This is a genomic window from Natronospirillum operosum, assembly GCF_004768465.1.
Classification (GTDB): Bacteria; Pseudomonadota; Gammaproteobacteria; order Pseudomonadales; family Natronospirillaceae; genus Natronospirillum; species Natronospirillum operosum.
Genome location: NZ_SRMF01000002.1, coordinates 475,975 through 492,699 on the forward strand (window position 1 = coordinate 475,975; position 16,725 = coordinate 492,699).

The 16,725-nt window shown below is 60.9% G+C and carries 14 protein-coding genes; 7 read left to right on the forward strand and 7 right to left on the reverse strand.

Annotation, left to right across the window (positions count from 1 at the left end; translation table 11 throughout):
- Positions 1–15: 15 nt before the first annotated feature.
- The 3 genes from E4656_RS08590 to E4656_RS08600 all read right to left on the reverse strand — a co-directional run bounded on the left by E4656_RS08590 (position 16) and on the right by E4656_RS08600 (position 3,169).
- Positions 16–1,290, reverse strand: coding sequence for a GGDEF domain-containing protein (locus E4656_RS08590; protein WP_135482781.1), 1,275 nt, complete (start codon positions 1,288–1,290; stop codon positions 16–18).
- Positions 1,291–1,359: 69 nt separating this feature from the next.
- Complete coding sequence (locus tag E4656_RS08595; RefSeq protein ID WP_167855987.1) at positions 1,360–2,106, reverse strand: substrate-binding periplasmic protein; 747 nt, start codon at positions 2,104–2,106, stop codon at positions 1,360–1,362.
- Positions 2,107–2,170: 64 nt separating this feature from the next.
- On the reverse strand, positions 2,171–3,169 hold the full coding sequence (locus E4656_RS08600; RefSeq protein WP_135482783.1) for a threonine ammonia-lyase: 999 nt from the start codon (positions 3,167–3,169) through the stop codon (positions 2,171–2,173).
- Between the two features lie 210 nt (positions 3,170–3,379).
- On the opposite strand from E4656_RS08600, the gene E4656_RS08605 reads away from it, so the two are divergent.
- Together E4656_RS08605 and E4656_RS08610 are read left to right on the forward strand one after the other, a co-directional pair.
- On the forward strand, positions 3,380–5,008 hold the full coding sequence (locus tag E4656_RS08605; RefSeq protein WP_167855988.1) for a putative bifunctional diguanylate cyclase/phosphodiesterase: 1,629 nt from the start codon (positions 3,380–3,382) through the stop codon (positions 5,006–5,008).
- A 104-nt stretch (positions 5,009–5,112) separates the two neighbouring features.
- On the forward strand, positions 5,113–5,832 hold the full coding sequence (locus tag E4656_RS08610) for a DUF3581 family protein (RefSeq protein WP_135482785.1): 720 nt from the start codon (positions 5,113–5,115) through the stop codon (positions 5,830–5,832).
- Positions 5,833–5,849: 17 nt separating this feature from the next.
- Here the strand turns inward: E4656_RS08610 and E4656_RS08615 are convergent, their stop codons facing one another.
- Positions 5,850–6,752 (reverse strand): DMT family transporter, encoded by a 903-nt coding sequence (locus E4656_RS08615; protein WP_135482786.1) that lies wholly within the window; start codon positions 6,750–6,752, stop codon positions 5,850–5,852.
- A gap of 217 nt (positions 6,753–6,969) precedes the next feature.
- On the opposite strand from E4656_RS08615, the gene E4656_RS08620 reads away from it, so the two are divergent.
- Positions 6,970–8,592, forward strand: coding sequence for a methyl-accepting chemotaxis protein (locus E4656_RS08620; protein ID WP_135482787.1), 1,623 nt, complete (start codon positions 6,970–6,972; stop codon positions 8,590–8,592).
- Between the two features lie 8 nt (positions 8,593–8,600).
- Here E4656_RS08620 and E4656_RS08625 read toward each other — a convergent pair whose 3' ends face one another.
- The gene (locus E4656_RS08625) at positions 8,601–9,362 is read right to left on the reverse strand and encodes a phosphatase (protein ID WP_135482788.1); all 762 of its coding nucleotides are present in this window, start codon (positions 9,360–9,362) and stop codon (positions 8,601–8,603) included.
- Positions 9,363–9,547: 185 nt separating this feature from the next.
- Here E4656_RS08625 and E4656_RS08630 point away from each other — a divergent pair, with 185 nt between their 5' ends.
- The 4 genes from E4656_RS08630 to E4656_RS08645 all read left to right on the forward strand — a co-directional run bounded on the left by E4656_RS08630 (position 9,548) and on the right by E4656_RS08645 (position 13,695).
- Complete coding sequence (locus tag E4656_RS08630; protein ID WP_135482789.1) at positions 9,548–11,377, forward strand: ABC transporter ATP-binding protein; 1,830 nt, start codon at positions 9,548–9,550, stop codon at positions 11,375–11,377.
- 368 nt (positions 11,378–11,745) lie between these two features.
- Entirely contained in the window at positions 11,746–12,492 is a 747-nt protein-coding gene (locus tag E4656_RS08635) for an energy-coupling factor ABC transporter ATP-binding protein (RefSeq protein ID WP_135482790.1), read from the forward strand.
- Positions 12,489–13,154, forward strand: coding sequence for an energy-coupling factor transporter transmembrane component T family protein (locus E4656_RS08640; RefSeq protein WP_135482791.1), 666 nt, complete (start codon positions 12,489–12,491; stop codon positions 13,152–13,154). The genes E4656_RS08635 and E4656_RS08640 overlap by 4 nt, the downstream gene beginning before the upstream one ends.
- Positions 13,144–13,695 (forward strand): biotin transporter BioY, encoded by a 552-nt coding sequence (locus tag E4656_RS08645; protein ID WP_135482792.1) that lies wholly within the window; start codon positions 13,144–13,146, stop codon positions 13,693–13,695. Before E4656_RS08640 ends, E4656_RS08645 begins: the two co-directional genes overlap by 11 nt.
- 53 nt (positions 13,696–13,748) lie before the next feature.
- On the opposite strand, the gene pykF is transcribed toward E4656_RS08645, so the two are convergent.
- Complete coding sequence (pykF, locus tag E4656_RS08650; RefSeq protein WP_135482793.1) at positions 13,749–15,164, reverse strand: pyruvate kinase PykF; 1,416 nt, start codon at positions 15,162–15,164, stop codon at positions 13,749–13,751.
- A gap of 157 nt (positions 15,165–15,321) precedes the next feature.
- Entirely contained in the window at positions 15,322–16,689 is a 1,368-nt protein-coding gene (locus E4656_RS08655) for an ABC1 kinase family protein (RefSeq protein ID WP_240753945.1), read from the reverse strand.
- Positions 16,690–16,725 lie beyond the last annotated feature (36 nt).

Here is a 16,725-nt window from a genome sequence, read left to right on the forward strand (position 1 = left end):
CGCATAAGCCCCAGATCAGTCGTCTGTGGAGACGATCCGGTTGCGTCCATTCTGCTTCGCCTGGTACAGACGCCGGTCGGCGGCCGCCAGCAGATCATCCTGAGACCAGCTTCCGGCGCGTCCGGGCACTGCACTGGCCACACCCATGCTGACGGTCACCAGATCATCCACATCAGACCAGGCATGCGGGATGGCCAGGGCCTGAATGGCCAGGCGAAGTCTCTCGGCAACGGCACAGGCGCCGTCCAGGTCGGTGTGGGGCAGTATACAGACAAATTCTTCGCCACCGTAACGGGCCACCAGATCAGTGGCCCTTGGCAGCGCACGGGTCAGTGCACGCGCCACTTCACGCAAACAGTCATCGCCAACGCCATGGCCATAATTGTCATTGAAAGGCTTGAAGTAATCGATATCGATAAAGATCACGGCCAGAGGGCTCTTCTGGCGACGTGAATCCAGCCACTGGCGGGCCAGAAATTCATCAAAACGACGTCGATTCGGTATCCCGGTCAGGCCGTCGATGGTGGAAATCTGATGTAGTTCATCCCGTTGGTCCAGCCCCTTCTGAAAGGCTCTCAACAGGTCATCCAGGGCCTGCACCAGGCTGCCCAGTTCATCGTTGCGGTGGGCGCGGAAGCGCGGCCGCGACCAGTTGCCCGGTTGGTCCGGGTCGACGGTCACTATGGCGGTATAGACCCGAAGCAGAGGCCGAGTAATCAGCACATGGAAGGTCAGCACGACCAGCAGGGCGATAACCAGTGCTTTCAGCATACCCAGACTGAAAATCAGGGCGCTGCGTTCCAGAAAGGCATCCCCGATAACCCGCAGCGACAGTTGCATGTCCAGTTCACCTACCGCCTCGGCCGCACGACCGCCCCCCATGTCGTAGGTCAGAGGGACATGATAATCCGTGATATCGCCGAACAGATGGCGCAGAAGTGCGCCGCTGTCCGCTTCGCCTATGGTTTCCCGGGAGGCCATGACCCGCCCGAAATCATCACGCAGTACCACCCGGCTGACATCACCGCCGTTGTAGATACCACTGACCACCTGTTCACCGAGTTCTTCATTGAGCTGGAACGCGGCCTCGGCAGCAGTGGCACCGGCCAGTTGCAACAGGCGACCGGTCTGCTGCTGTATATCAGCACGCAGTACTCGGACATCGTCCAGCAGTTCTATCAGGCCGGCAATGATGCTGATGATCAATGCAATCACAAAGGTCAGTACTGCCTGCCGAGTGGTAAGGCTGTGCCAACGCGATACCCAGTGCCGGTTAACGGCCTTGCTCATCACACCACCTCTGCTCCCCGTGTGTCGAGGACCCCGTCCCGGAGCACAGCCTGTGCACAAACCTAGCCATTACTGCACAGCCTCTATGGTACCGTCAGCGCGCAGTTGGTCCAGGACAGCCTGCATATGGCCAACCAGTGCCTCATCCGTGTGCCGGTGGAGCGCAAAATACAGATAGGCTTCACTCAGCGTATAGATAGATTCGAATTCTGCCGGATCCAGGCCCTGCTCATCCATCAGCCAGTAGGCAACATCTTCTCCGTAGGCCCACAGCTCAACCCGACCGGCATGGAGCATGCTGAGCGCGCTGCTGTTATTGATGGCAGGTCGCAGGCGGTCAGCACTCACACCGGATTCTTTCAGCACCTGGGCGCCGATGTCCTCCCGAATTACCACGACACGATAATCAGAGGCATTGAGCGCATCGATGCTGTCGATTTCGATGCCTGAATCCCGCCGCGCCAGCAACGTGACCCGATCCCGCGCCAGAGGCCCGACCCAGTGAAAGAGATCTTCCCGGGCCCGGGTTCGAGTGGTGGAGAACAGTACGGTATTCGGTTCGACAAGTGCGGTTTCGTAGCCCCGCGCCCAGGGCCAGATTCGCACCTGGCTGATGTCTTTGGCGCTGCCATCAGCCTCCAGCATGGCTTGCAGAACGCTGACCGAGAAACCCTGAAGCGCACCGTCACGGGCGAAATTGTAGGGCGGGTATTCTTCCGTGATGAAGGTCAGCCGGTCCAGTTCTGACGCACTGGCGGCCAAGGCACTGCAGCACAGGGCTGACACCAACCATTTCACTGGGGTTGATCTCGGCATTACACCATCCCGATCTCTCAATACTGAACACTGTACTCCACCCTCAGCATCGAGTATAGACCCGTCAGATGGAGCCCCGCCCCCGCTGCAGACACTGGTGAAAGCGCTCATGATCTGTATTGGCACCACAAAGCACAATACCCACCCGGGACCCTTCCAGCCGCTCGCGCAATGGCCCCAGCAAAGCCGCTGTGCCGGCTGCGGTGGCGGGTTCGGTGACCAGCTTCATATCGTTGAACAGATGCCACATGGCCTGACAGAGTTGATCATCAGAGACCCTGACCACCTCATCCACGAAACGCTGGCAGACCCCAAAGCTGTAGGGCATTGCCAGCGGGGCCCCTAGACTGTCAGCAATGGTATCTACGCGCTCCAACTGTACCGGTTCACCGGCAGCCAGACTGCGATACATCGAATCAGCGCCCCAGGGCTCCACCCCAAAGACACGGCAACCGGGACGAACCTGCTTGATGGCGGCGGCTACACCGGCAATAAGGCCGCCACCACCGACCGGCACGATGACCGCATCCAGATCCGGCATCTGCTGCACCATCTCCAGGCCTACCGTACCCGTGCCCTCGGCCACACGCGGCCCCTCGAACGGATGCACCAGGGTTCTGCCCTCCCTGGCCTCGATCTCACGACAGCGCGCAAAGGCCACATGCACATCCGACACCAGTTCGACCTCTGCGCCCAGCTTGCGGCAGGTCGCAATGCGCGCAGGGCTGGCTGACTCCGGCATGACCACCCGGGCACTGATACCCGCCTGGGCAGCCGCATAGGCCAGTGCAATGGCATGGTTGCCGGCGCTGACCGTCACCACCCCACGCTGCCGCTGCTCCGCAGGCAGGGCATCAATACTGTTCAGCGCACCACGTGCCTTGAAGGTGCCGGTCTGCTGCCACAGCTCCAGTTTCAGCCAGACTTCGGTATGCGGTGCCATACCGGCAATCACACCGGCCTGCCATGGCCACACGGGTGTTTCCAGCACCCGGCCATGCAGACGCTCCGCAGTTTCCCTGATCTCCTTGAGTGAGGGGTAGGGCAGTAATTCCTGATTCATCGCGAGTCCCCTGTGTTCTGTTCTGTCGATTTATAGCAGCAGAGACACGCATGCGACAATCCGAACCAACACCAATACTCGTATCCTCGTCAAACATGAGTCAAACGGCATGTTATAATTCCGTCCAGCAGTAGCAACGGTATCCAGATGTCAAACAGCAACGCCCAACCGAAGGCTGACAGCTTCCTCCTCTGGCTGCGGAGGCTGAGTTTGCCTTCGCTGCAGTCTCACCGGGCGCGGCTGCTCTATTTGTTCACCCTGCTCGGTCTTGGCACTCTGATCGTCTACGCCACCGGCGGTACCAGTTTCGCCTACCCCTACCTGTTGCTGATTCCGATTGTACTGGCGGCGAACTGGTATCATCTTCGCGGTGCTCTGCTGATGAGCATCGCTGCCGGGTTCGCTGTCGGCCCATGGATGCCAATGCAGGTGCTGACTGGAGAGATGCAGCCCACAGCCAACTGGGTTGCGCGCCTGCTTCTGTACGGTTTCATCGGCCTTTTTGTTGGCCTGCTGTTCCAGCGTCTGAATCAGAACAACCGCATCCTGATGGGCGCCATGGGCACCGACCCGCGTACGGGTCTGCCCAACCAGGGCGCTCTGGACAGTGACCTGGGGCGTCTGCTCCCGCAAATGACCTCCGGCCGCAGAGTCGACCAAAGGGCTTCGTCGCTGGCCATGCTGCTGATTCAGGTAACCGACCTGAATGAAGTGCTGGAAGCCATGGGCACCAATGCGGCAGATGAGTTGGTGGGTGGTCTGGCACGCAAACTCAAGGAAGATACACCCAAAATACTTGACGTCTATCGTTTCGGTGGCAACGAGTTGATCGCCACGGTGGGCCACATCGACCAGGAATCCTTGACCTCCGTCGTTGATCGGATTGCTGACCTGGGTGAGGAGATGTGGGAGCTGCAGGGCATTCCCGTACGCATTCAGCTCGCTGTAGGCAGTTATATCAGCACCCCGCCCCACATCGACTCGCAGGAGATGATTCGGCGCGTGCACACCGCGCTGTTGGCAGCTCGTGATCGCAACCAGTTCTACTGCCCCTATGACGCGACACAGGAAAAAAGCAGCGTCGACCGCATGCTGTTGATTTCCAATCTGCGCAAGGGCTTGCGCAATCATGAGCTGGAGTTGTTCTATCAACCCAAGATCTGCCTCGAAACCGGCCAGTCTTGCGGCAGTGAAGCGCTATTGCGCTGGCGCCAGGCCGATGGCGGCCACATTGCGCCGGGCCTGTTCATGCCCAAAGTCGAGAACACCACCCTGATTGCTCCGGTAACACGGTTCGTGGTGCAGCAGAGCCTGACCTTCCTGCAACAGCATCCGGAGCAGACGGTGAGCGTCAATTTTGCCGTACGCAATCTGTTCGACAAGGAACTGCTGTTCGATCTCCCCCTGATGCTGGATCAGGCAGGTATCGATCCAGGTCAGATGGAGATCGAAATCACCGAGCGCGCCCTGATCAACAACCCCGAATTGGCCAGGGTGATCATTGGTGAATTACGCAGCCTTGGCTTTCAGGTCAGTCTGGACGACTTCGGCACCGGCTACTCCTCGTTTGCCTACCTGAAGCACCTGCCTCTCACCGGGCTGAAGATTGACCGCGCCTTTGTGAAGGACCTGGAACATGAGCCGAGAGCCAGACAGCTCATGCAGTGTATGGTGGACGTGGCCAATGCACTGAATCTCTCAGTAACTGCCGAAGGGGTTGAAAATGAACTTCAGGCCCGGATTCTGCGTGACATGGGCTGCCAGCAGGCACAAGGCTTTCTGTTTGCCCGCCCCATGCCACTGGACCAAATCCGGAACTGGCGGCCGAGGCTGCAGTAGCTTTGTGCTGCGTGGAATATTACTTTTTCCCCCGATGGGGTTTCCTCTGCCACACAAATGCCCACAATGGGCGACTCGGACAGCAACTGACAAGGGTATGACCTGTGTTCCTCGACCCCTATTTCCAGACCCGGAACAACCACGTCGTGATCAGCGCACATCAGGGCAGCGCTTTTGCCAAGGAAGTCGCCGGTGATTTCAACCCCATTCACGACCCTGACAACCGCCGCTTCTGTGTACCCGGTGATCTGCTGTTTTCTCTGGCTCTGAACCATTACGGACTGAGTCAACGCATGTCCGTTCGGTTCGCTGGTCTGGTGGACGCCGACCAGCCCCTGCTCTTCCCTGCACCCGAAGATGTGCAGGACCAGATTGCCGTGACCGATGACAAGGAACGGGTGGCGCTGGAGATCGAGCGTGGTGGCGACATCACTCAGGATCCCACTCTGATCGAGTCCTTCACCCGTGAATACGTCAAGTTTTCCGGTCAGAACTTCCCCTATATCATGGTGCCGCTGCTGCAGGAACATCAGGTCATGTTCAACCCCAGGCGCCCCTTCGTGATCTACGAGCGCATGGGTTTCGAGCTGGACACTGCTGAGCTCCGGGACCCGGAGTTGACGCTGGCCGATCGCACCCTCGACATCAACGGGCGGCGCGGTGATGCACGTTTCCGTTTTGCCGTCACCGATAACGGCCGCCAGGTCGGCACCGGCACCAAGACGCTGATCATCAGTGGCCTGCAGCCCTATGATGAAGTGCAGATGCAGGCCGTGGTGGACAAGTTCAACGCTGACAAGGAAGCCTATCTGCAGGCGCTCTGAAGGACGCCCGGCACCGGTCAGATGCCAGCCGTGGTGCGGCGCCGCTGGCTGATGGCGATACCGAGCAGAATCATGACCAGGGCGATATAGCGGTCAGCGCTCGCTGCTTCACTGAGGAAGCCGACCCCGGCCGCAAAGGCGATCACCGGAATGATGTAGTTGATCATGGACAGAAAGCTGGGCCCCTGACGCTGCACAATGGTGAAATAGACCCAGTTGGCCAGGCCGGAGGAGAACACACCGAGGATCACCACCGCCACCAGCGGCCCCCAGGTCACTTCCAGCGTCCAGGGTCGGTCCACCACCAGCGCCACCGGCCACAGCAGCAGGCTGCCGGCCACCAGGGTCCCGGCCCCGGCCACCAGCACCGACAGCCGGGGCAGGCGCTTGGTATAGATACTGGTCACCGAGTAGAAGACTGTGGCCGCAATGATGGCCATCTGCGCCCAGAAGGCATCACCGCCCAGATTCGACAGTGCCTCGGTACCCACCAGCACCAGCACCCCGACAAAACCCATGACAAAGCCCACCACCTTGCGCGGTGACATGGGCTCGCTGGCGATGAAAAAGTGCGCCAGTATCATCACATTGATCGGCATCAGCGCCATCAGAATGCCGGCCAGACTGCTGGAGATATACAGCTCGCCCCAGGAGATCAGCGAAAACGGCACCACGTTACCCAGCAGAGCCAGAGTGGCAAAACGTGCCCACCAGGCCCTCTCGACGGGCAGGCGCAGGCCCATGCTGTACATGATGATGCAAAGCGTCAGCGCACCCAGAGTGAGCCGCACCGCCACCAGCGTCAGCGGCGGAAAGGACGGCAGCGCCAGCGCGATCAGCATGAACGCCAGCCCCCAGGCCAGCGACAGATACAGCAACAGTATCCAGTCCAGTGGTGTGCGTGTCGGCAAGGTGGGCAAGCGGCAACCTTTCAGTCATTGGCATGGAAGGCGCACCAGTGTAGTGCATTCGGTACCGACGGACCACTTTCATGGTTCGACCGTATCTGCCCTCCTGCGCCGATATAGTCATTAATACTGAATTTTTCTGCGTTGCGACCGATGTATACTGTCAGAGCGGATTGTTCACCGCCGTGAGGATACGAAATTACAATAAAGCCCTCATCTGGAGCTTTCCATGATAATGAATCTCTCCATCAGACATCGGCTGATGGCCGCCTTCGGGCTGATACTGGTGATTGTAGTGGCCTGGGGCCTGCTGAGCCTGAGCCGCCTGGCCGCAACCAACGAGCAGATTGTCGTCATCAGTCAGCAGCGCGTACCGGGGCTGATTGCCGTCAATGATGTCTATGATCGCTTCAATCGGGTAGTGGTGCCGGCAACCGCCATTGTTTATTCGGTCACGGCAGAAGAACGCCGTGCCCTGCAGGCCCAGATTGATGAGCTGACTGCGGCTCTGGACGAAGCCAAAGAGGCCTATATAGGCACCATGGAGTCGGACCGCGAGCGGGAACTGTTTGCCGAATTCGAAGCCCTGCAGCAGGAATTTCTGGAAGCGCTGGATGAGGCCATCGGCTTTGCCGCCAACTTCCGCGCTGCCGATGCCATCGCGATCTGGAACAGTACGCTGATTCCGGTGGCCGATGAAGCCGCCTCGACCCTGCGCGAGCTGGTGGCATACAACCAGGAGCAGGTACAGGCCGCCGAAACCGATGCCTCGGCGGCCTACCAGCTGTCATTCCTGCTGACCATAGCGGTCTCTCTCGCCGTTGCCGGTCTCATGTTTGTGGTCGGCGCCCTGCTTATCCGCAGCATCAGCCGCCCCCTGCGCGATGCGGTCCGGGTTGCCGACAGCATCGCTCAGGGTGACCTGTCGACCGAGATAACAGTGCGCGGCAACGACGAACTGGCACAGCTCAAGACCAGCCTCGGCGCCATGCAGGCGAGTCTGCGCGATGCGGTGAGCAGTATCCAGCAGTCCACAGGCAGGCTGGTACAATCGTCCGAATCCATGCAGGCCGTCACGGAGCGCTCGGAGCAGAACAGCCAGCGCCAGAGCGACGAACTGGAACAGGCCGCCACCGCAGTGAACGAACTGACGGTGGCCATTGCCGAGGTCGCGCAGACTGCAGCCGACACGGCCGGCGAGTCGGAACAGGCCGATGAACAGACGTCGCAGGGGCTCAGCGAAGTCAGTCGGGCGGTCAGCGCCATCGAACAACTGGTGCGTGATCTGGAAGCCACCGGCCATGATGTGGATGAGCTGTCCAAGCAGGTCGGCAATGTCACCTCGGTGCTGGATGTGATTCGCGGCATTGCCGAGCAGACCAACCTGCTGGCCCTGAATGCCGCCATTGAGGCAGCCCGTGCCGGTGAGGCCGGGCGCGGCTTTGCGGTGGTGGCCGATGAAGTGCGCGCTCTGGCCAGTCGTACGGCTGATTCCACGACCGAGATCGAGAGCATCATCGAAGGCGTCGAGACCGGCACTGCCAATGCCGTCAAGGCCATGGCTACCAGCAACGATTCCGCCAGCCAGACGCTGGATGCCGGTCACAAGGCGAGCGAGGCCCTGCAGGCCATTTCGCGCCTGGTCAGCAGCATTCGGGAGCGCAATACCTCTTCGGCCAGTGCGGCCGAACAGCAGGCTCAGGTGGCGCGCGAAATCGACAGCAACCTGACCACGTTGCGTGATCTCGGTCAGCAGAGCACCGAAGACGCCCAGCAGGTCAGCAAGGCAGGCGAAGAACTGGTCTCACTGGCCGAAGAGCTGGAATCTCTGGTGGCCCGTTTCCGCTACTGAGACCATGATCAGTGCTGGCCGAACTGCCGGGCCCAGTCCTGCAGTTCGGTAGCCACCGGCTTGTCGTGCTCGGCCAGGAAAGCCAGAAACCGGGGCGCATTGGCGGTCACTACCCGCTCTTCCGGAAAGCCGATCTGCTCCGCCCTGGCGATACAGGCATCGAAATGCCCCAGCGTGAAGGCGGTATGCGAGTCGCTGCCGAAAGAGACCTTCCAGTCCAGGCGGTCAACCAGCTCCAGAATATGCAGGCAGTTGGGCTCGCTGCCCAGGCGGGAATGCGTGAAGGAGCTGTTGTTGATTTCGATCAGCACATTGTTGTCCTTCGCCGCGCGCACCACCTCCTCATAGTCGATCGGGTAGTTGGGGTTGCCCGGATGCCCGAGAATCTGGCAGCGCCCTGATTTCAGGGTATTGATCACGGCCCGGGTGTGGGTGGCCCGGTCCGCCGGCGGAAACACAGGTTCGTGGAAACTGGCGATGATATAGTCCAGAAACGGGTACATGCCTTCCGGCAGGCCGAGGCCGCCGTCCTCCGGCTGAATATTGGCCTCGATGGCGCGCAGCATGGCGATATTGTTGTGCACCCGGGGCAGCACCTTCATGTTGCCAAAGTGCCAGCCATGGGCGCCATCGGGCATGTCCGGCGCATGGTCCGTCACTCCGAACAGTTGCAGCCCGCGCTCGGCGGCAAACTGCCAGTAGTCATGTACCGTGCTGTAGGCGTGGTGGCTGGCGACGGTGTGCATGTGGGTATCGGTCAGTATCTGCATGAATCTCCTCGGAACCTGTGCGACAAGACAACAACCCGTCAGGGGTGCACTTTCAGATGATGCCGGCATTTTATCACAGCCTGATGACACACTTCTGTGCAAAGCCATGACAATTGGCACCTGCACCGGGTATTTTGCCGGCCTATACTTTGCGGCCTTTTTTGCACAAGGGAGTGCCTGCCTCCATGCTGGGTTTCTTTGAACGTCTGATTCGGCCTTTCCCGGTCGAAGAACCGACACAGCCCCCCAAGACACTGCTGGCATTCTGTCGCCACTACACGCGTGGCATGGAAGGCCCGTTGCTGATGATGTCTGCCGTCACCATCTGTGTGGCCGTGCTCGAGGTGATGCTGTTCGGTTTCATGGGTCAACTGGTGGACTGGCTCAGCACCAGCGAACGCGACACTTTCCTGCAGGATGAAGGCTGGAAACTCGCCGGCATGGCTTTTCTGCTGCTGGTGGTCATGCCGGGCCTGACCCTGCTGCGAGCCGCCATCGTGCACCAGACGCTGCTTGGCAACTATCCCATGGTCATCCGCTGGCTGGCTCACCGCTATCTGCTCAAACAGAGCCTGTCGTTCTATCAGAACGACTTTGCCGGCCGCATTGCGACCAAGGTCATGCAGACCTCACTGTCGATCCGGGAGACCGTGGTCAAGCTGCTCGATGTCCTGGTGTTCATTATCGTGTACTTCATCACCATGGTCGTACTGCTGGCCCAACTGGACTGGCGCCTGGCTGTGCCCATGGTTGTCTGGCTGGTGCTCTATGTCGGTGTGCAGCTGCATTTTGTGCCCAAGCTCAAACGGGTATCCGAGGAGCAGGCCGATGCACGCTCCATCATGACCGGGCGGGTGGTCGACAGCTATACCAATATCCAGACCGTCAAGCTGTTCGCCCATACCCAGCGTGAGGCCGATTACGCGCGCCGGGGCATGAGTGGGTTTCTTGATACGGTCTATCGCCAGATGCGTCTGGTCACCGGCATCAATTTCAGTGTAGAAGCCATCAACTACGGACTGGCCTTTGTGGTCGCTGCGCTGTCGATCTGGCTCTGGCTGCAGGAAGCGGTCTCGGTAGGCGCCATTGCCGTAGCTATCGCCCTGGCCCTGCGCATGAACGGCATGGCGCAGTGGATCATGTGGGAGATCAGTGCCCTGTTCGAAAACATCGGCAACGTCAATGACGGCATGAACACCATTGCGCGTCCGCGCGAAGTCATGGATGCGCCCGAGGCGCCGCCGCTGGCCGTGCCGCAGGGGCGGGTCCAGTTTCGCCAGGTGCGCTTCCACTACGGCAAGGGCCACGGCGTGTTCGACAATCTGGATCTCGACATCCGTCCTGGTGAGAAGGTTGGCCTGGTCGGCCGCTCGGGGGCCGGCAAGTCGACTCTGGTCAATCTGCTGCTGCGTTTCCACGACGTGGAATCCGGCCAGGTTCTGATCGATGGCCAGGATATCAGCCAGGTCTCGCAGGAAAGCCTGCGCGCCCATATCGGCATGGTGACCCAGGATACCTCGCTGCTGCATCGCTCGGTGCGGGAGAATATTCTCTACGGCCGCCCGGATGCCTCGGAAAATGAACTGCAGGACGCCATCCGCCAGGCGGAAGCCCATGAGTTCATTCCCGATCTGACCGACCCTTACGGCCAGAGCGGCCTTGATGCCATGGTCGGCGAGCGCGGCGTCAAGCTCTCCGGCGGCCAGCGCCAGCGCATCGCCATCGCCCGGGTGCTGCTGAAAGATGCGCCGATACTGGTGCTGGACGAAGCCACCTCGGCACTGGATTCGGAAGTGGAAGCCGCCATCCAGAAGAGCCTGTACCGGCTGATGGAAGGCAAGACCGTGATCGCCATTGCCCACCGGCTGTCCACCATCATGTCGATGGACCGCCTTATCGTGCTCGATCAGGGGCAGATCGTGGAGATGGGCACGCACGAGGAACTGGTCAACGGCCGAGGCATTTATGCCCAGTTGTGGGCGCATCAGACCGGGGGGTTCCTGGGCGAGGAGTGAGGCGCAGAGCACGTCGTCCACGGTTGGTGGGCGGCGCTCAGACACGCAAAAAACGTCGTCCCTGACAGCTCGACTGCGGCCGTCCTGGCCGCAGACGGTCTGAGCGCCGCCCACCAACCAGGACGACTGCCAGCAGCCACTAACCCAGAAACCAGCACAGTAGACAGTAGACTGTCGACAGTGAAGGTTTGACAACCTTGAGTGGTCAGGCTGCGACATTACTGTCTTCTGTGCACTGTCTACTGTCGACTTTCAACTCAACAACCGATCAATTTTAAATCACTTGTAAACACCATTAACCCTGTAATAGAGACAACCCACCAACTGCCCCCTTACAATCCCCTCATCATGAATTGTCAGGACCCGTGATGAGCACTGCCAGCCCTGTTATTGAACTCGATCAGGTCAGCCTGTCACGCGACGGTGTGCAGGTACTGACTGAGCTGTCCCTGCGCCTGGACCAGTCGCGCATTGGTCTGATCGGGCACAATGGCTCGGGCAAGAGTTCGCTGGTGCGCCTGCTCAACGGGCTGCTGCCGTCGGACACCGGCCGGGTCAGTGTGCACGGGCAGGACCCGGGGCGCGGGCCGGAGGCCATGGCGGCGACGGTGGGGTTCATCTTCCAGAATCCGGATCACCAGTTGATCTTCCCCACCGTGATCGAGGAACTGACCTTCGGACTGCGCAATCAGGGCTGTTCAGTCTCTGGCGCTACCGAGCAGGCGCTGGCGCTGCTGCGCGCCCATGGCCACGAGGACTGGGCCGAGCGCCCGGTGCACAGTCTGTCCGAAGGCCAGAAACAACTGGTCTGCATCTTCGCCGTCCTGCTGCTCGAACCTGGCCTGCTGATTCTCGACGAGCCCTTTTCCGCCCTTGATCTGCCCACCCGCTTTCGCCTGCTGGAACTGCTGCACGGACTGCCGCAGCAGATCCTGATGATCAGTCATGAACTGGATACCCTGGCCGACTTCGACCGCCTGATCTGGCTGGAAGACGGCCGCGTCAGAGCCGACGGCACACCGGATACTGTGCTTTCCGCCTACCAGGCGGATGCACGGGAACGGGCGCGCAGCCTTCGGCTCGGACGCATGCAGCCGCAGGCGTCCGAGGCATGATCAGCCTTTATCTGGGTCAGCAGAGCTGGCTGCATCGCCGCCCTGCCGGGCTGAAACTGCTGTCTCTCGCTGCCATCAGCATTGGCCTGTACTTCGTCAGCCATCCTTTCTGGATGCTCGCCGCGCTGCTGGCCGTATTGGCGCTCTATGCCTCCGTGGGCCGCCAGGCACTGCGTCAACTGCGCCTGCTGCGACCCCTGCTGTTTCTGTTCGCCATCATGTTTCTGGTGCAGTGGTGGTCCGTCGGTCTGGCCGCCGGCCTGACGCTGGTGCTGCGCATGAGCACCCTGGTGCTGCTGGCCAACCTGATCACCCTGACCACACGCATGGATGCCATGATGTCGGCCATCACACCCCTGCTGCTGCCCCTGCGTCTGGTCGGCACGGACCCGGCGCGCATCGCCTTCGCGGTCGCCCTGGTCATCCGCTTTATACCCGTGCTGCTGGCCCAGTTGCACGGACTTAAGGAGGCCTGGACCGTGCGCGGCGGCGGCCGGCAGGTCTGGCGCCTGGCCATTCCGATGACCATTCAGGCCATCCGCATGTCCGACCATGTGGCCGAGGCCCTGGCCGCCAGAGGCGGCATTCAGACCTCGCCGGGCCATGCAACCCACTCATCCCGTTCCCACTCATCTGCAAAGGAGTCCCACAGTGAAGGATAAATCACTGGTTCAGATCGCCCTCTACGCCGCCCTGGTGGCTGCACTCGGTTTTATTCCACCCGTTCCGTTCGCCTTCGGAGTGCCCATTACCGCCCAGACTCTGGGGGTGATGCTGGCCGGCGTTATGCTGGGTCCCTGGCGCGGCGCCCTGTCGATGCTGCTGCTGGTGTTCGTGGTCTCCCTCGGGGCACCGCTGCTGGCCGGCGGGCGCGGCGGGTTGGGCGTACTGGCAGGCCCTACAGTCGGCTTCTTTCTGGGCTGGCCGGTGGCCGCCTTCTTTGCCGGTCTGGTAGCGCAGAAACTGCAGCGCCTGCCGCTGCTGGCAGCCACCGCCATCGGCGCCTTCACCGGCGGCATCCTGGTGCTGTACATCTGCGGCATCATCGGCTTCAAGCTGGTCACCGGCAACAACTGGGCGAACAGCACCCTGACCATGGCCGTGTTCATTCCGGGCGACCTGATCAAGGTGGCCATCACCTGCCTGGTGGCCCAGGCTGTCTACAAGGGTCTGCCCGGCGCCGTGGCGACGCGACAGCCCTGAGTTATTCCCACAAAAAACCCGGCCAGGGCCGGGTTTTTTTGCTCAGATCGAACTCAGACCCGATGCACGGACAGGCTGTTGGTCGAGCCTCTGGCCACCAGAGCACCCGATACCACCACAATCTTGTCACCGGGCTTGGCCAGACCAGCGGCCACAACCCGCTTCTTGGCTTCGGCAAACAGGGTATCCGAGTCCTGAAACTCGGCGACCAGCTCCGAGGTCACCCCCTTGGTCAGGCAGAGTTGCTGCAGTGTCTTGTTCTCGGTGGTCAGGGCCAGCATGGGTGCCTTGGGGAAATACTTGCGCACCGAGCGGACCGATTTGCCGGCAAATGAAGACACCACTATGGCGCGCGCCTGCAGCGCAGTAGCCACGTCGACTGCGGAGCGGCAGATCGACTCGGTCACCGCCAGATCTCCGGTCAGGTGCTCCACATGATCCGGGCGCCACTGGTCCATGTCGGTATCCGTGCGTTCGCAGATCTGCGCCATGATACGGACCGATTCCACCGGGTAATCACCCTTGGCGGACTCGCCGGACAGCATGACGGCATCGGTGCCATCCAGAATGGCATTGCTGACATCGCCGGCTTCGGCGCGGGTCGGGCGCGGATTCTTGATCATGGAGTCCAGCAACTGGGTAGCCGTGATCACCGGCTTGCGCACCAGGTTGCACTTACGGATCATCATCTTCTGCGCGAAGATGACGTTCTCGACCGGAATTTCCACACCCAGGTCACCACGGGCCACCATGATACCGTCAGATGCTTCGAGAATTTCGTCGAAGTTGTCGATACCTTCCTGGTTCTCGATCTTGGAAATGATGCGGATATTGTCGCCGCCATTGGCGCGCAAGTGCGCCCGAATCTCTTCCACATCGGAGGCCTTGCGAATGAAGGAGGCCGCCACAAAGTCGACATCCTGCTCGCAGCCGAACACCAGATCACGGCGGTCCTTGTCCGACAGGGCGGGCAGGCTGACGCTGACGCCCGGCAGGTTGACGCCCTTCTTGTTGCCCAGTTCACCATTGTTCAATACTTCGCAGACCACATCACCGCCCTTGATTTCGGTGACGCGCAGTTCCAGCAGGCCGTCATCCAGCAGCACGATGTTGCCCGGTTTCAGATCCCGGTTCAGGTGCTCATAGGTCACGGCGACACGGGTCGAATCGCCCACCACGGTCTGATCCGTGGTCAGGGTAAAGGACTGCCCCGTCTTCAGATTGACGGCACCGCCGGTCACTTCCATGGTGCGGATTTCAGGACCCTTGGTATCCAGCAGGATGGCGATGTTGCGACCGGTTTCCGCCGCCACTTCGCGAGCAACCTGAATACGCGCCCCATGCTCGTCAAAGTCGCCATGTGAGAAGTTCAGACGCATTACGTCCATACCTGCATTGGCCAGGCCGGTGAGAATGGCTTTGTCTTCTGAAGCGGGGCCGACAGTACAGACTATTTTTGTCTTGCGCATGATTGAAACTGCTCCTTGGTCCGTCGTGTGGTGAGGGCGGGCTGTAATTCTACTACATAATTATCATTGAACCAGCCGGAATTTCGTTATTATACCACAACAGGAAATGCAATTCGCTTTTCATTTGCTGGCCGCGCGCCGCCGATACCGGTTCCGCTCAGGCAGTGGAAGAGCCTGCCGAACGCGACCGGGCGTCATCCTGCGCGGCGGCATCGTCAACCAGCCAGCGGCGCAGCGGGCGCAGGTCGACCTGGGCCTGCAGACGGCAGGCCAGCAGATAGAGGCCGGCCAGTTTGCGGTGCAGGAACAGCGCATCCATCGGCGGTGAATGCCAGTACCCCTGTTCAAGGCTCAGGGCCATGCCCTGCTGGCGTATGCGCTGAGCAATGTCCGAACGGGAGAAATCATACACCCCTTCGTGCCGCAGGGGTTCAGTCGCAATCCGGAACAGCGCCAGCACCGCATCACGCTGGGCCGGCGTTATGGCCTGCCCGAAATAGCCGATCTGGCAGGCGGCATCGGCCATTGCCGCCGCGTCATCATCCAACGCTGCCGTCAGCAGGGCCCGATAACCGGAGACCACAGGGGCGCCATAATCGCGGGTGGCCCCGAAGTCGAGCAGCACCAGGTGCCGGGCGCTGGCGTCGTAAAGAAAATTGGCGAAATTGGGGTCGGTCTGCACGCAGTTGAATTCGAACAGCTCGCGGAACAGTAGTTCCAGCAGCCAGCGGACGGCTTCGTTGCGTACCGTGGCCGGAGAATGCACCAGTCGATCAACCGGCTCACCGCTCAGCCACGGCATGGCCAGCACCCGTTCGGTACTGAGACCGGTGTCGACTGTGGGCACCACCAGGTGCGGGTCGCGCTCGAGCCAGGCCGCATAGCGGGTCATGGCCGCCGCTTCCTGACCATAGTCGGCTTCAGCATGCAATTGCTGCTTGGCTTCCGCCAGCAACGGCGCCAGATCAAGACCGGCGGGTACCAGGCGAGTCAGACGCAACAGGGTGGCGACATTGTCGATATCACTGTCGATGCTGCGCGCCACGCCCGGATACTGCACCTTGATGGCCAGGGCACGGCCGTCATGTGTGACGGCGCGATGGACCTGCCCGATCGAGGCGGCAGCCATGGGCCGGAAATTGAAATCGGCAAACTGGTTCTGCCAGTCCGCCCCCCACTCGGCGGCGAGCACTGCACGCAATTGTGACCCCGGCATGGTATCCGCATCGGCGCGCAGTCTGTCCAGCAGGACGGACAGTTCGGCGGGCAGCAACTGGCCGGCATCCATCGACAGCAACTGGCCCAGCTTCATGGCGGCACCCCGCAACTGGGCCATTTCGGTTGCCACCCGCGACAGATTGCCGGGCGTCAGCATCAGGTCACGCAGCGCCGGACGTTCCCGGCTGATCAGTCGTCTGGCCCCCGCGGACATCACCCCACCGGCCATACCGGTGGCAAGACGTCCCATCTGGCCCAGGCGACCCAGGCGTGAACTTCTGACTCTGCTGGCACGTTCTGTACCCACGGCGCTGACACTCCCCAAAAACTCGCATGCATTCAG

Coding starts and splice junctions, on each gene's coding strand:
- E4656_RS08625 (WP_135482788.1), bottom strand. CDS start 9,362: ATGCAGATACTGACCGATACCCACATGCACACCGTCGCCAGCCACCAC.
- E4656_RS08620 (WP_135482787.1), top strand. CDS start 6,970: ATGATAATGAATCTCTCCATCAGACATCGGCTGATGGCCGCCTTCGGG.
- E4656_RS08640 (WP_135482791.1), top strand. CDS start 12,489: ATGATCAGCCTTTATCTGGGTCAGCAGAGCTGGCTGCATCGCCGCCCT.
- E4656_RS08635 (WP_135482790.1), top strand. CDS start 11,746: ATGAGCACTGCCAGCCCTGTTATTGAACTCGATCAGGTCAGCCTGTCA.
- E4656_RS08630 (WP_135482789.1), top strand. CDS start 9,548: ATGCTGGGTTTCTTTGAACGTCTGATTCGGCCTTTCCCGGTCGAAGAA.
- E4656_RS08600 (WP_135482783.1), bottom strand. CDS start 3,169: ATGAATCAGGAATTACTGCCCTACCCCTCACTCAAGGAGATCAGGGAA.
- E4656_RS08590 (WP_135482781.1), bottom strand. CDS start 1,290: ATGAGCAAGGCCGTTAACCGGCACTGGGTATCGCGTTGGCACAGCCTT.
- pykF (WP_135482793.1), bottom strand. CDS start 15,164: ATGCGCAAGACAAAAATAGTCTGTACTGTCGGCCCCGCTTCAGAAGAC.
- E4656_RS08595 (WP_167855987.1), bottom strand. CDS start 2,106: ATGCCGAGATCAACCCCAGTGAAATGGTTGGTGTCAGCCCTGTGCTGC.